Consider the following 13,339-nt stretch of genomic DNA (forward strand, 5'->3'; position numbering starts at 1 on the left):
AAACGCCCGGTTACATTCCGAACCCGGAAGCTAAGCCTTACAGCGCCGATGGTACTGCAGGGGGGACCCTGTGGGAGAGTAGGACGCCGCCGAACAATCTTTGGAAGGACCCTTGGTCCCAGCGTTCAGCTGGGACCAAGGGTCCTTTTTGTTTTGGCAGTGCGCGCTGGGCACCCGGCTGCGCGAGAATGACTTGCGGTACCGAAGACAGGAGTCACCATGTCCACCAACTCTCCCGACGACCGACCGGAGCGCGACCAGCGGCGACGGGAGGGGGACCGGGGCGACCGCAACGACCGCGGCGGTCAGCGCGGGGGCCGCGGTGATCGTGGTGACCGTGGTGGCTTCCGTCGCGACAACGACCGGGGCGGCAACGACCGCGGAGGATACGGACGTCGTGAAGGCGACCGCGACCGCGGCGATCGTCCCGACCGCGGTGACCGTGGCGGTTTCCGGCGCGACGACAGTCGTGGTGGCGGCTTCGGCCGGCGTGACGACCGTGACCGCGGTCCGCGCAGGGACGATCGTGACCGGGGTGGGTTCCGTCGGGACGACCGTGGTGAGCGCCCGCCCTTCCGCCGTGACGACCGGGACAATCGCGGCGAGCGCAGGGACGACCGCGACCGTGGCGGTTTCCGGCGCGACGACAGTCGTGGTGGCGGCTTCGGCCGGCGTGACGACCGTGACCGCGGCCCCCGTAGGGACGATCGTGACCGGGGTGGGTTCCGTCGGGACGACCGTGGTGAGCGCCCGCCCTTCCGCCGTGACGACCGGGACAACCGCGGCGAGCGTCCCGCATTCCGGCGCGACGACCGGCGCGACGACCGCAGGGACGACCGGCGTGACGGCGACCGCGGCGGGTTCCCCCGCCGCGACGACCGGGACCGTGGCGGTTTCCGCCGGGACGACAACCGCGGCGAGCGCGGTGGTTTCCGCAGCGACGACCGGGACCGGCCGCGCGACGGCGACCGGGACCGTGGCGGTTTCCGGCGCGACGACCGCGGTGGCTTCCGCGGCCGCGACGAGCGCAGGGACGACCGTCGCGGTGACGACCGCGGCGAGCGCGGCGGTTTCCGGCGCGACGACGGCGGCCGGGGCGGACGTCCCGGTTTCCGCCGTGAGGACGGCCCCCGCGGCGACCGCGGCGACTTCCGTCGGGACGACAACCGTGGCGACCGCGGCGACTTCCGTCGGGACGACAACCGTGGCGACCGCGGCGACTTCCGTCGGGACGACAACCGTGGCGAGCGTGGTGGTTTCCGCGGTCGTGACGACCGTGGTGGGCGCGGGCCCCGGCGGGACGACCGCGGTGACCGTGGCTTCCGGCGTGACGGCGACCGGCGTGACGGCGACCGTGGTGGTTTCCGCGGCCGTGACGACCGGCGCGGCCCGGGCCGGTTCCGTGAGGAGCGCGAGCGGGACAGGGAGCCGATCAAGCGGCTGCCGATCCCCGAGGACGTCACGGGCGACGAGATCGACAAGGACGTACGGCAGGAGCTGCAGAGCCTGCCCAAGACGCTCGCCGACGACGTCGCCAGGAACCTGGTGATGGTCGCGCGGCTCCTCGACGAGGACCCGGAGGGCGCGTACGGGTACTCCAGGGTGGCGCTGCGGCTGGCGTCGCGTGTCGCCGCCGTGCGGGAAGCCGCCGGATTCGCCGCGTACGCCAGTCAGAAGTACGGCGAGGCGCTGGCCGAGTTCCGGGCCGCCAAGCGGATGACCGGGAACATCGACCTGTGGCCCGTCATGGCCGACTGCGAACGCGGGCTCGGCCGGCCGGAGAAGGCGCTGGACATGGCCGGGGCGCCCGAGGTGCACAAGCTCGACAAGGCCGGCCAGGTGGAGATGCGGCTCGTCGCGGCCGGTGCCCGGCGGGACATGGGGCAGCTGGACGCGGCCATCGTGACGCTGCAGAGTCCCGAGCTGGCCGCGAACTCCGTGCAGCCGTGGACCGCGCGCCTGCGGTACGCCTACGCCGACGCGCTGCTCGCCGCCGGGCGCGAGGGCGAGGCGCGGGAGTGGTTCGCCAAGGCCGTCGAGGCCGACCGTGACGGCAGCACCGACGCCTCGGACCGGCTCGCCGAGCTGGACGGCGTGGAGTTCGTCGACGCCATGGTCGAGGACGAGGACGAGGAGGCTCCGGCCCCGCGGAAGGCGGACGAGAGCGAGACCGACGCCGAAGGCGGCGACGACAAGGACTGATGTCCGTACGAAAGGGGGCGGGACCCGGGCTGCGAGGCCTCGGGTCCCGCCCCTTCGTCATGACGTCCTGTCAGAGGTCCAGTGCCCGCAGTACCAGGCCGGTTGCCGGTTTCGGACCGAACGACGTCGACTTGCGGGGCATCGTCACGCCCTGGCGGGCCAGCTCCCGCACGACCTCCTCGCGTACCGGGTGCATCAGGACGGCCGTTCCACCGTCGCGTTCCGCCTTCTCGACCGTGGCCGCGGTGTCGTGGATGTAGGCGATGTGGGCGGGTGAGTCCTCCGGGACGCGCCAGACCTGTTCGAGGAGCGTGGCGTGCAGGACCGTCGCGTCCAGGGTCCGCCAGGCCGCGGGGCGGTCGGAGGGGACCGTACGGGCCAGCAGGCCCGGGTCCGGGTGGTCGACGAGGTGGAAGGCGCCGTCGCCGGCCAGCAGGAACGCGTTTCCGGCGCAGGCGGCGTCGGCCAGAGTGTCCAGGGCCTCGGACAGGGGGACGTCGAGGCGCCGCACGCGGAAGTGGCCTTCCAGGGCCGCCACGGCCTCGGCGACCGGCAGATCGTGCAGGAGGCGGTGGATGGCGCGGACCCGGAGCGGATAGCGGGCCGTGTCGACGAGGAGGACCAGGCCGTGGTCCCACGGGCTGGGAGAGGGGTGCTCCGCGCGCAGGCGGCGGTAGGTCGCCCAGCGGTGGTGGCCGTCGGCGATCAGGGCCTGGTGCCGGCCGAGGTCCGCCTGGATCGTCGCCAGGTCCTTCGGGGCGGTGACCGACCACAGGCGGTGGCGGAAACCGTCCTCCGTGGTGGTGGCCAGGAGCGGCGGCAGGGTCGCGGTGTGCTCGATCAGGTCAGCTGTGGCGGTCGTCGAGCCGTTGCCCCGGTAGGTGAGCAGGAGGGGTTCGAGGTTGGCCGAGGTGGCGCGCATGAGTGCCGCGCGGTCGGCGACGACGTGCGGCATGACGTCCTCGTGCGGCAGCACCAGCTGCTCCGCCGGATCCGACACGCGCAGGGCGCCGATGATGCCGCGTTGCAGCATGCCCTCGCCGTCCTGCTGCTCGTAGACGTAGAGGCCCGGTTCCGGGTCGGTGGTCAGGATGCCCTCGGACAGCCAGCGGCGCAGGGTGTCGGCGGCGCGCTCGTTGCGGGCGCTGGGCGTGGCGGCCTGGGGGAGGATCAGGCGGACGATGTTGTGGGGGTCGGCGGATTCGAGGTGGTGCAGGCCGTCGGGGCGGACCACGACGTCGTACGGGGGAGATGTGACGGCGGCAAGGCTGCCGACCCGGTCGGGGTCGTAACGAAGGCCTCGGAACGGGGTGAGTTCCAGGCCTCGGTGCGTCGTTGCCTCCGAGTGACCTGCTGAGTTCATCCCGGCATCGTACGGCTGTCGGTGGCATGGGGGATGATCGGGGGAAAGCCGTCGAACGAGGAGCGATGCGGGATGAGCCGAAGCGTCAGGACGAGGCCCGAGGGCAGTGGGCAGGCCCTGAGCGAGGCGTACGACACGGCGCTGCTCGATCTCGACGGTGTCGTGTACGCGGGCGGGAGCGCGATCGCGCACGCGGTCGAGTCGCTGGCGACGGCCCGGGAGGGCGGGATGCGCCTGGCGTACGTGACGAACAACGCGCTGCGGACCCCCGACACCGTGGCAGCGCATCTGACCGAGCTGGGGATACCGACGGGCGCGCAGGACGTCATCACCTCGGCGCAGGCCGTTGCGCGGCTGATCAGTGAGCAGGTGCCGCAGGGCGCCCGGGTGCTGGTGATCGGCGGGGACGGGCTGCGGGTCGCGCTGCGGGAGCGCGGGCTGGTGCCCGTGGAGTCCGCGGACGACGACCCGGCGGCGGTGGTGCAGGGGTTCGGCGGGGCCGATCTGCCCTGGGGCCGTTTCGCCGAGGCCTCCTACGCGGTGGCGCGGGGCGTGCCGTGGTTCGCCTCCAACACCGACCTGACGATTCCGAGCGAGCGGGGCATCGCGCCGGGCAACGGGGCCGCGGTGGAGGTCGTCCGGATCGCCACGGGGGCCGAGCCGCAGGTCGCGGGCAAGCCGCTGCCGCCGATGCACCGGGAGACCATCCTGCGGACCGGGGCGCGGCGGCCGCTGGTGGTCGGGGACCGGCTGGACACGGACATCGAGGGCGCTTTCAACGGGGAGGTCGACTCGCTGCTCGTCCTGACCGGTGTCACCGACGGCGCGCAGCTGCTGGCCGCGCCGCCGCAGCACCGGCCGACGTATGTGGACGCAGATCTGCGGGGAATGCTCGCCGGTCAGCCGGAGGTCGTCGCGGTGGGCGAGGGCGGCTTCCGGTGCGGTGGCTGGACGGCGACGGCCGGTGCGGACCGGCTGGAGCTCGACGGGGAAGGTGAGGCGCTGGACGGGCTGCGCGCGCTGTGTGCCGTGGCGTGGACGGCGGCCGGTGAGGGTGCGTGCGCGCTGGACGGGGGGAAGGCCCTGGCACGGCTGGGCATCTGAGCGCCTGTCAGTGCCCGGGCCGGGTACCCGGGCGGGGAGGGACACCGGATCTTGCCGGAATGCGAGGGTAGGCTAACCTAACCACGTGTTGGTCGAGAGTCCCCCCGAACAGCGCGCGGAGACCGCCCCCGCGCCCCCGACCCGACGGGCGGTGCGAGCCTTCGGGCTGCTCCTGTCCGTGGCGATCCTGGTGCTCGTCGCGCTGGCGAGTATCGCGATCGGAGCGAAAGAGCTGTCCCTCGGGCAGGTCTGGCACGGCTTGTTCGAGGACTCGGGGACCTACGGCGACGTCGTCGTGGCGGAGCGGCTGTCGCGGACCCTGCTCGGGCTGCTCGCCGGTGCCGCGCTCGGTCTGTCCGGGGCGGTGCTGCAGGCCCTCACGCGCAACCCGCTGGCCGATCCCGGGCTGCTCGGCATCAACGCGGGAGCCTCCGCCGCGGTCGTCACGGCCATCACCTACTTCGGGGTCACCTCACTCACCGGCTACGTCTGGTTCGCGTTCCTCGGCGCGGCCGCGGTCGGGGCGCTGGTCTGGTTCCTCGGTGGCAGCCGGGGCGCCACGCCCGTGCGGCTCGCGCTCGCCGGCACGGCCGTCAGCGCCGCGTTGTACGGCTACCTCCAGGCCGTGATGATCATGGACGAGGCGGCGCTGGGCAAGATGCGCTTCTGGACGGTCGGTTCGCTGGCCTCGGCGACGAACTCGACCATTACGCAGGTCCTGCCGTTCCTGCTGACCGGCACGGTCCTGGCCCTGGCCCTGGCCCGGCCGCTCAACGCGATGGCCATGGGCGACGACACCGCCAAGGCGCTCGGCGCCAACCTCAACCGCACCCGGGCGCTGTCGATGCTGGCCGCGACCGTGCTGTGCGGGGCCGCCACCGCCGCCTGCGGGCCGATCGTGTTCGTCGGGCTGATGGTGCCGCACGTGGTCCGCTCGTTCACCGGGCCCGACCTGCGCTGGATCCTGCCGTACGCGGCGATCCTGTCGCCCGTGCTGCTGCTCGGCGCCGATGTCATCGGCCGGATCGTGGCCCGTCCTTCGGAGCTGCAGGTGGGTATCGTCACCGCGATCCTCGGCGGGCCGGTGTTCATCTTTCTCGTACGACGGCGGAGGACGGCACAGCTGTGAAGACCACCAACCGTGCCGTGCGGACCGGCGGGCTCTCGGTACGCCTGGACGTGCGGGCCCTCATCGTCGTGCTTCTGCTGCTCGTCGCGGCGCTCGTGGCGAGTGTCGTGCTCATCGGCACCGGCGACTTCCCGATCCCGGCCGCCGATGTGCTGCGGACGCTGGCCGGAGAGGGAAATCCGGGCCAGGAGTTCATCGTCAACGAGCTGCGGCTGCCGCGGGTCCTGGTCGGGCTGCTGGTCGGTGCCTCGCTCGGCCTCGGCGGCGCGCTGTTCCAGGCCATCTCCCGCAACCCGCTGGGCAGTCCGGACGTGCTCGGCCTCGGGCAGGGGGCGACGGCCGGCGCGCTCACGGTGATCGTGCTGACCTCCGGCAGCGCCAACCAGGTCGCCGCCGGGGCGCTGGTGGGCGGTCTGGTGACCGGCCTCGCCATCTACCTGCTCGCCTGGAAGCGTGGCGTGCACGGCTACCGGCTGGTCCTGGTCGGCATCGGCGTCTCAGCGATCGTCACGGCGGTCAACGGCTATCTGCTCACCAAGTCGGACATCGTGGACGCCGCCCGCGCGGTGGTGTGGATGACCGGGTCCCTCGACGGCCGGGACTGGGACCAGGTGTGGCCGCTGCTCGCGCTGACCGCCGTGCTGGTGCCGCTCGTCCTGGCCAACGCGCGGGGGCTGCGGATGATGGAGATGGGCGACGACGTGTCGTACGCCCTCGGGGTGCGGGTCGAGCGCGTGCGGCTGCTGCTCATGGTGGCGGCCGTGCTGCTCACCGCCTCCGCCACCGCCGCGGCCGGTCCCGTCAGCTTCGTGGCGCTCACCGCGCCGCAGCTGGCCCGGCGCCTGACCCGTTCACCCGGGCCGAACCTGCTGGCCTCGCTGTGCATGGGCGCCGCCCTGCTGGTCGTCGCCGACTGGCTCTCGCAGCGGGCGTTCGGCGCCGAGCAGCTGCCCGTGGGCGTGGTGACCGGCGTGCTCGGCGGGGTCTACCTGCTGTGGCTGCTGGTCAGTGAGCGCAGGGCGGGCCGGATATGAGGGCGGGTACGCACGCCGAGAGCAGGACCAGCAGCGGACTGAACTACCAAGGGAGCACCGTGAACCGCCTGTCCGCAGAGAACGTCACCCTCGCCTACGACCAGCGGGTCATCGCCGAGCAGCTGTCGGTGGAGATACCCGACCAGTCGTTCACGGTGATCGTCGGCCCCAACGCCTGCGGCAAGTCGACGCTGCTGCGGGCGCTGTCGCGGATGCTCAAGCCGAGCGAGGGCCGGGTGCTGCTCGACGGGCAGGTCATCCAGTCGATGCCCGCGAAGAAGGTCGCGCGGACCCTCGGCCTGCTGCCCCAGTCGTCGATCGCGCCCGACGGCATCACCGTCGCCGACCTGGTCGGGCGCGGCCGCTACCCGCACCAGGGCATCCTGCGCCAGTGGTCCGCCGAGGACGAGCGGGTCGTCCAGGAGTCCATGCGGCAGACGGGCGTCGCCGAGCTCGGCGACCGCTACGTCGACGAGCTCTCGGGCGGCCAGCGCCAGCGCGTGTGGATCGCCATGGCCCTCGCCCAGCAGACGCCGCTGCTGCTGCTCGACGAGCCGACGACGTACCTGGACATCCAGCACCAGATCGACGTCCTGGACCTGTGCGCGGAGCTGCACGAGGAACAGGGCCGCACGCTCGTCGCCGTACTGCACGACCTCAACCACGCCGCCCGCTACGCCACCCACCTCATCGCCCTGCGCGAGGGCCGGGTCATCGCCGAGGGCGCGCCGAAGGACATCGTCACGGCGGACCTGGTCGAGGAGGTCTTCGGGCTGCGCTGCCAGGTCATCGACGATCCGGAGACGGGCACACCGCTGGTCGTGCCGGCGGCCCGCAAGACCCGCGTTCAGAGCACGGTCGGGAAGGCCGCGGCTACAGAAGCTTCCTGAGCTGCAGCAGGTCACGCACACCGGCGTGCAGCTTCACCCGGCCCGAACCCCAGGCCCTGGCGAAGTTCAGCTCGCCGCCCACCAGGGCCACCAGGTCGTCGCCGGTCATGGCGAGTCTGATCTCGGCCTTGCCGGGCGGCGGGCCCTGCACGGTGTCGTGCACCTCGATCCGCCCGCCGCGCATCCGGCCGGCGAAGGTGACGTCGAGGTCCGTGATGTGGCAGCTCACCGAGCGGTCCAGGGCCGCGGCGTCGCGGACGTCCCCTTCGGCGCGCTGCATGTTGTCCGAAAGCTTGTCGAGTGCGCTGCGGCACTCCTCGATCGTGGCCATCGCGGTCGACGGTACCGCAGCGGTTCGCGGTAGCGTCGGGGCATGAACGACGCAGTTCCCGAGCCTCCGCCGGTGGCGGAGGAAGAGCCGGCGTACGACCCCGCCGCCCCGGCTCCCCTGAACGTGCCCCGCACGCCCACCGGTGACGCCGGGGTGGACGCCGCCCTGGACCGGCTCGGCGACGCGGACCACCTCGCCACGGACGGGCATCTCGAGGTGTACGAGGATGTACACCGGGGGCTGCGCGACGCGCTCACCGCGCTCGACGCACGCCCGGGACCTCCCTCCCATGCCCCCAAGCCGCACGCACCTAGGAGCTGAACCGAACGTGGCAGGAGTCGCACGTCGCCGTCTGGACGCGGAGCTGGTCCGCCGGAAGCTCGCGCGCTCGCGTGAGCACGCCGCGCAGCTGATCGCCGCGGGGCGGGTCTCCGTGGGCAAGACCGTCGCGACGAAACCCGCCACGCAGGTGGAGACCGCGGCCGCGATCCTGGTCGCCCAGGACGACAGCGACCCCGACTACGTCTCGCGCGGCGGTCACAAGCTGGCCGGCGCGCTCGCGGTGTTCGGCCCTCAGGGGCTGGCCGTCGAGGGGCGCAGGGCGCTCGACGCGGGCGCGTCCACCGGCGGTTTCACCGACGTCCTGCTGCGGGCGGGCGCGGCCCACGTCGTCGCCGTGGACGTCGGATACGGACAACTCGCGTGGTCCCTCCAGAAGGATGAACGCGTCACCGTCAAGGACCGTACGAACGTACGCGAGTTGACGCTTGAAGCGATCGATGGGGAGCCAGTGGATCTTGTCGTGGGGGATCTGTCCTTCATCCCGCTCGGGCTGGTCCTGCCCGCCCTGGTGCGGTGCGTGAAGCCGGACGCCGATCTGGTGATGATGGTCAAGCCGCAGTTCGAGGTGGGCAAGGAGCGCCTCGGCAGCGGGGGAGTGGTGCGCAGCACCCAGCTGCGGGCCGAGGCGGTACGGGGGGTGGCCGAGAAGGCCTGGGGGCTGGGGCTCGGGGTGAAGGGCGTGACGGCCAGTCCGCTGCCCGGGCCGTCGGGGAATGTCGAATACTTTCTGTGGCTGCGGTCCGGGGCACCGGAACTGGACCCGGCCGAGGCAGACCGTGCAGTGGCGGAGGGGCCGCGTTGACCGAGAACCGAGCTCGTACTGTTTTCCTGCTCGCCCACACGGGCCGGCCCGCGGCCGTGCGCAGTGCCGAGCTCGTCGTGAAGGGGCTGCTGCGCTCCGGTCTCGGTGTGCGCGTCCTGGAGGCCGAGGCACGCGATCTGCCGCTGCCGTCGGAGGTGGAGCTGGTCAAGGAGGCCACCCCGCAGTGCCTCGACGGGTGTGAGCTGCTGATCGTGCTGGGCGGCGACGGCACGCTGCTGCGCGGCGCCGAGTTCGCCCGGGCCTCGGGCGTGCCGATGCTCGGCGTCAACCTAGGGCGCGTCGGCTTCCTCGCGGAGGCGGAGCGGGACGACCTCGACAAGGTCGTCGACCGGGTGGTGACCAAGGCGTACGAGGTCGAGGAGCGGATGACCGTCGACGTCGTGGTGCACCAGAACGGCGACATCGTGCACACGGACTGGGCGCTGAACGAGGCCGCCGTGCAGAAGGTGTCCGCCGAGCGGATGCTGGAGATCGTCCTGGAGATCGACGGACGGCCGGTCACCGGCTTCGGCTGTGACGGGATCGTGTGCGCCACGCCCACGGGGTCGACGGCGTACGCCTTCTCGGCGGGCGGGCCGGTGGTGTGGCCGGAGGTCGAGGCGCTGCTGATGGTGCCGATCTCCGCGCACGCACTGTTCGCGAAGCCGCTCGTGACATCGCCGGATTCCGTGTTGGCTGTGGAGGTTCTGCCCCACATTCCGCCGGGTGTGCTGTGGTGTGACGGACGGCGGACGGTGGAGTTGCCGGCCGGGGCGCGGGTGGAGGTGCGGCGGGGGGCCGTGCCGGTGCGGCTGGCGCGGCTGCATCATGCTTCTTTCACGGATCGGCTGGTGGCGAAGTTCGCGCTGCCCGTTTCCGGGTGGCGGGGCGCCCCCCACTAGCGTGGTTCTTCGCCGTTGGCGGGTGCGGGCCTGCTGTGGCCGGTCGCGCAGTTCCCCGCGCCCCTGACGGGGCGCTGCCACACGCGTGGGTGACAAAGGCAGGCCGGTCGCAATCCTCGGCTCCGACCTCGTAAGGTCGTGTCCGTGTTGGAGGAGATGCGGATACGGTCGCTGGGCGTGATCGACGACGCCGTCGTCGAGCTGTCGCCCGGGTTCACCGCGGTCACCGGTGAGACGGGTGCGGGCAAGACCATGGTGGTCACCAGCCTGGGGTTGCTGCTGGGCGGACGGGCCGATCCCGCGCTCGTACGGATCGGGGCCGGCAAGGCCGTCGTGGAGGGGCGGATCACCGTTCCCCGCGACGCCACGGCCGCGGTGCGCGCCGAGGAGGCCGGGGCCGAGCTGGACGACGGGGCCCTGCTGATCAGCCGTACCGTCTCCGCAGAGGGGCGCTCCCGGGCGCACCTGGGCGGGCGCAGCGTGCCCGTGGGCGTGCTCGCCGAGCTCGCCGACGAGCTGGTGGCCGTGCACGGGCAGACCGACCAGCAGGGGCTGCTCAAGCTGTCCCGGCAGCGGCAGGCGCTCGACCGGTACGCGGGCGACGCGGTCGCCGGACCGCTGGCCAAGTACGGCGAGGCGTACAAGCGGCTGCGGGCCGTGGCCACCGAGCTCGACGAGATCACCACCCGGGCGCGGGAACGGGCCCAGGAGGCCGACCTGCTGCGCTTCGGTCTCGACGAGATCGCGGCCGTGGAGCCCCGGGCCGGTGAGGACGTGGAGCTGGCCGAGGAGGCCGAGCGGCTCGGGCACGCCGAGGCGCTGGCATCCGCCGCGGCGGCCGCGCACGCCGCCCTCGCGGGCAACCCGGAGGATCCGGAGGGCGTGGACGCAGGGACCCTCGTCGCGGGTGCCCAGCGGGCCCTGGACGCCGTGCGGTCGCACGACTCGGCGCTGGCCGCGCTCGCCGACCGCGTCGGAGAGATCGGGATCCTGCTGCGCGACGCGGCGGGTGATCTGGCGGGGTACGCCGACGACCTGGACGCCGATCCGCTGCGGCTCGCGGCCGTCGAGGAGCGGCGGGCCGCGCTCACCGGGCTGACCCGGAAGTACGGCGAGGACATCGCGACCGTGCTGGCCTGGGCCGAGCAGAGCGCCGCGCGGCTCACCGAACTCGAGGGCGACGACGAGCGGATCGGGGAGCTGACCGCCGAGCGGGACGCCCTGCGGTCCGAGCTGGGCGGGCTCGCGCAGGCGTTGACGGACGCCCGGACGGAGGCCGCCGAGCGGTTCGCCGCCGCCGTGACCGCCGAGCTGGCCTCGCTCGCCATGCCGCACGCGCGCGTGTCCTTCGACATCCGGCAGACCGAGGACCCCGACGGCGTCGAGGTCGGCGGCCGTCCGGTCGCCTACGGCCCCGCGGGCGCCGACGAGGTCGAGCTGCTGCTGGCCCCGCATCCGGGCGCGCCGCCCCGGCCGATCGCCAAGGGCGCCTCCGGCGGTGAGCTGTCCCGGGTGATGCTGGCCGTGGAGGTCGTGTTCGCGGGGACGGATCCCGTGCCGACGTACCTCTTCGACGAGGTCGACGCCGGGGTCGGCGGCAAGGCGGCGGTCGAGATCGGCCGGCGGCTCGCGCGGCTGGCGAAGACCGCGCAGGTCGTGGTCGTGACGCATCTGCCGCAGGTGGCCGCCTTCGCCGACCGGCAGTTGCTGGTCGAGAAGACCAACGACGGGTCCGTGACCCGCTCCGGCGTCAAGGTCCTCGAAGGCGAGGACCGGGTCCGGGAGCTGTCCCGCATGCTCGCCGGCCAGGAGGACTCCGAGACGGCCCGGGCGCACGCGGAGGAGCTGCTCGCGGCGGCCCGGGCGGACGCCTAGGCTCTGTCGGTGCACCGGCGCTTTGCGGCAAGGGCCGGGCGGGTCGCCCGATTTCACTCGTGTGGGTGACCCGGCCCGGCGCACACCCCCGATGCCGCCGCCCCGCAGTCGCGTCGCGGGAGCTCCGGCGGTCCCGGAACCCCCTTACGCCCTGGCATCCTTGGCGGAGTACGCGTCGTGACCGCCCGACCCGAACCAGGAGCCCGGCCACGTGACCCCCGTGAGCAGCCACTCACCGCACGGCCAGTTGCCGCTGCGCACCGTGCAGGTGCTGGGCGGAGGCAACGCCGCCAGCAGCGCGCATGTGCGCTCGCTGGCCGCGGGGCTCGTCGCGCGGGGCGTGAAAGTCACGGTGTGCGCCCCCTACGAGGCCGACCGCGCCTATGACTTCAGCGGAGTCGGCGCCGACCACGTGCACGTGCCGCGCAGCAGCGACCCGGTGTCGGTGGCGGCCCTGCGCGCGGCCTGCGCCCACGCCGACCTGGTGCACGCGCACGGCCTGCACGCCTCCTTCCGTACCGTCCTCGCCCTCAGCGGGCGGCGCGTGCGCACCCCGCTGGTGGTGACGTGGCACGACCGGGCGCACGCCGACGGGGCCCGCGCCCACATGCTGCGGGTACTGGAGCGCAGGGTCGTCAAGGCGGCCACCGTGGTGCTGGGCACGACCTCGCCGCTCGTGGACCGGGCCAGGCTCACCGGCGCGCGGGACGCCCGGCTCGCGGCCGTCGCCCTGCCCGGCCCCCGCAGCCCCCGCGAACCCGACGACCCCGACCGGCTGCGGCCCAAGGTCCGCGCCGAACTCGGCGCCATCGGCAGGCCTTTGCTGATGGCTGTCGGCTCCCTGGAACGGCACCGCGGGTACGACGTGCTGCTGGACGCCGCACGCGTATGGCGCCGGCTCGATCCCGTGCCGCTGGTCGTGATCGCCGGGGAGGGGCCGCTGCGCGGTGAACTCCAGGGCCGGATCGAGGAGGAGGGGCTGCCCGTCCGGCTCATCGGCCGGCGCGACGACATCACCGACCTGCTCGCCGCCGCCGACCTCGCCCTGCTGCCCAGCCGCTGGGAGGCCCGCTCCGTCCTCGCCCAGGAGGCCCTCCACGCACGCGTGCCGCTCGTCGCGACGGAGGTCGGCGGCATCCCCGAACTCGTCGGCGACGCGGCCGAACTCGTCCCGTACGGCGACGCGAAAGCCCTGGCCGACGCCGTCGTGCGGCTGCTCGACGACCCGTCGCGCCGGGAACTGCTGACGGCCAGGGGCGCCCGGCAGGCCGCCACCTGGCCGACCGAGGACGAGACGGTCGCCCAGGTCCTCAGCGTGTACGACGAGCTGACGCAACCCCGCCCGCTCACCTAGAGACGCCGGGA

12 protein-coding genes and 1 rRNA gene are annotated in these 13,339 nt (G+C 73.3%); 11 read left to right on the forward strand and 2 right to left on the reverse strand.

All coding sequences use genetic code 11. The features are described from left to right. Together rrf and ADK65_RS38930 are read left to right on the forward strand one after the other, a co-directional pair. A 5S ribosomal RNA gene (rrf, locus tag ADK65_RS23135) occupies positions 1-95 on the forward strand; the annotation flags it as partial. A gap of 1,345 nt (positions 96-1,440) precedes the next feature. After that, positions 1,441-2,202: a tetratricopeptide repeat protein gene (locus ADK65_RS38930; protein ID WP_053672362.1), complete on the forward strand. Its 762-nt coding sequence runs from the start codon at positions 1,441-1,443 to the stop codon at positions 2,200-2,202. 70 nt (positions 2,203-2,272) lie between these two features. Here the strand turns inward: ADK65_RS38930 and ADK65_RS23145 are convergent, their stop codons facing one another. Then, entirely contained in the window at positions 2,273-3,565 is a 1,293-nt protein-coding gene (locus ADK65_RS23145) for a DUF1015 domain-containing protein (RefSeq protein ID WP_053672282.1), read from the reverse strand. 72 nt (positions 3,566-3,637) lie between these two features. Between ADK65_RS23145 and ADK65_RS23150 the strand changes: the two genes are divergently transcribed. The 4 genes from ADK65_RS23150 (at position 3,638) to ADK65_RS23165 (ending at position 7,722) form a co-directional block, all read left to right on the forward strand. Then, a complete protein-coding gene (locus ADK65_RS23150) occupies positions 3,638-4,669 on the forward strand; it encodes an HAD hydrolase-like protein (protein WP_053672283.1) in 1,032 nt (343 codons plus the stop codon). 85 nt (positions 4,670-4,754) lie between these two features. Beyond that, positions 4,755-5,798, forward strand: a complete 1,044-nt coding sequence (locus tag ADK65_RS23155; protein WP_053672284.1) for a FecCD family ABC transporter permease — start codon at positions 4,755-4,757, stop codon at positions 5,796-5,798. After that, the gene (locus ADK65_RS23160; RefSeq protein ID WP_053672285.1) at positions 5,795-6,832 is read left to right on the forward strand and encodes a FecCD family ABC transporter permease; all 1,038 of its coding nucleotides are present in this window, start codon (positions 5,795-5,797) and stop codon (positions 6,830-6,832) included. Before ADK65_RS23155 ends, ADK65_RS23160 begins: the two co-directional genes overlap by 4 nt. Continuing rightward, positions 6,829-7,722, forward strand: a complete 894-nt coding sequence (locus ADK65_RS23165) for an ABC transporter ATP-binding protein (RefSeq protein WP_078956099.1) — start codon at positions 6,829-6,831, stop codon at positions 7,720-7,722. Before ADK65_RS23160 ends, ADK65_RS23165 begins: the two co-directional genes overlap by 4 nt. Here ADK65_RS23165 and ADK65_RS23170 read toward each other — a convergent pair. Further along, positions 7,706-8,053 (reverse strand): sterol-binding protein, encoded by a 348-nt coding sequence (locus ADK65_RS23170; RefSeq protein WP_053672287.1) that lies wholly within the window; start codon positions 8,051-8,053, stop codon positions 7,706-7,708. The two genes, ADK65_RS23165 and ADK65_RS23170, sit on opposite strands and share 17 nt — an antisense overlap. Before the next feature lie 42 nt (positions 8,054-8,095). Between ADK65_RS23170 and ADK65_RS23175 the strand changes: the two genes are divergently transcribed. The 5 genes from ADK65_RS23175 (at position 8,096) to ADK65_RS23195 (ending at position 13,328) form a co-directional block, all read left to right on the forward strand. After that, positions 8,096-8,374, forward strand: coding sequence for a hypothetical protein (locus tag ADK65_RS23175; RefSeq protein WP_053672288.1), 279 nt, complete (start codon positions 8,096-8,098; stop codon positions 8,372-8,374). A gap of 7 nt (positions 8,375-8,381) precedes the next feature. Further along, positions 8,382-9,197 carry a TlyA family RNA methyltransferase gene (locus tag ADK65_RS23180; protein WP_053672289.1) on the forward strand — a complete coding sequence of 272 codons (816 nt, stop codon included), beginning with the start codon at positions 8,382-8,384 and terminating at the stop codon, positions 9,195-9,197. Then, positions 9,194-10,099 (forward strand): NAD kinase, encoded by a 906-nt coding sequence (locus ADK65_RS23185; RefSeq protein WP_053672290.1) that lies wholly within the window; start codon positions 9,194-9,196, stop codon positions 10,097-10,099. The genes ADK65_RS23180 and ADK65_RS23185 overlap by 4 nt, the downstream gene beginning before the upstream one ends. 156 nt (positions 10,100-10,255) lie before the next feature. Next, positions 10,256-11,974, forward strand: coding sequence for a DNA repair protein RecN (recN, locus tag ADK65_RS23190; protein WP_053672291.1), 1,719 nt, complete (start codon positions 10,256-10,258; stop codon positions 11,972-11,974). A gap of 211 nt (positions 11,975-12,185) precedes the next feature. Next, positions 12,186-13,328, forward strand: a complete 1,143-nt coding sequence (locus tag ADK65_RS23195; protein WP_053672292.1) for a glycosyltransferase family 4 protein — start codon at positions 12,186-12,188, stop codon at positions 13,326-13,328. Positions 13,329-13,339 lie beyond the last annotated feature (11 nt).

The sequence above is a fragment of the Streptomyces sp. NRRL B-1140 genome (assembly GCF_001280065.1).
Lineage (GTDB): Bacteria > Actinomycetota > Actinomycetes > Streptomycetales > Streptomycetaceae > Streptomyces.

Coding starts and splice junctions, on each gene's coding strand:
- ADK65_RS23150 (WP_053672283.1), top strand. CDS start 3,638: ATGAGCCGAAGCGTCAGGACGAGGCCCGAGGGCAGTGGGCAGGCCCTG.
- ADK65_RS23165 (WP_078956099.1), top strand. CDS start 6,829: ATGAGGGCGGGTACGCACGCCGAGAGCAGGACCAGCAGCGGACTGAAC.
- ADK65_RS23170 (WP_053672287.1), bottom strand. CDS start 8,053: ATGGCCACGATCGAGGAGTGCCGCAGCGCACTCGACAAGCTTTCGGAC.
- recN (WP_053672291.1), top strand. CDS start 10,256: ATGCGGATACGGTCGCTGGGCGTGATCGACGACGCCGTCGTCGAGCTG.
- ADK65_RS23145 (WP_053672282.1), bottom strand. CDS start 3,565: ATGAACTCAGCAGGTCACTCGGAGGCAACGACGCACCGAGGCCTGGAA.
- ADK65_RS23175 (WP_053672288.1), top strand. CDS start 8,096: ATGAACGACGCAGTTCCCGAGCCTCCGCCGGTGGCGGAGGAAGAGCCG.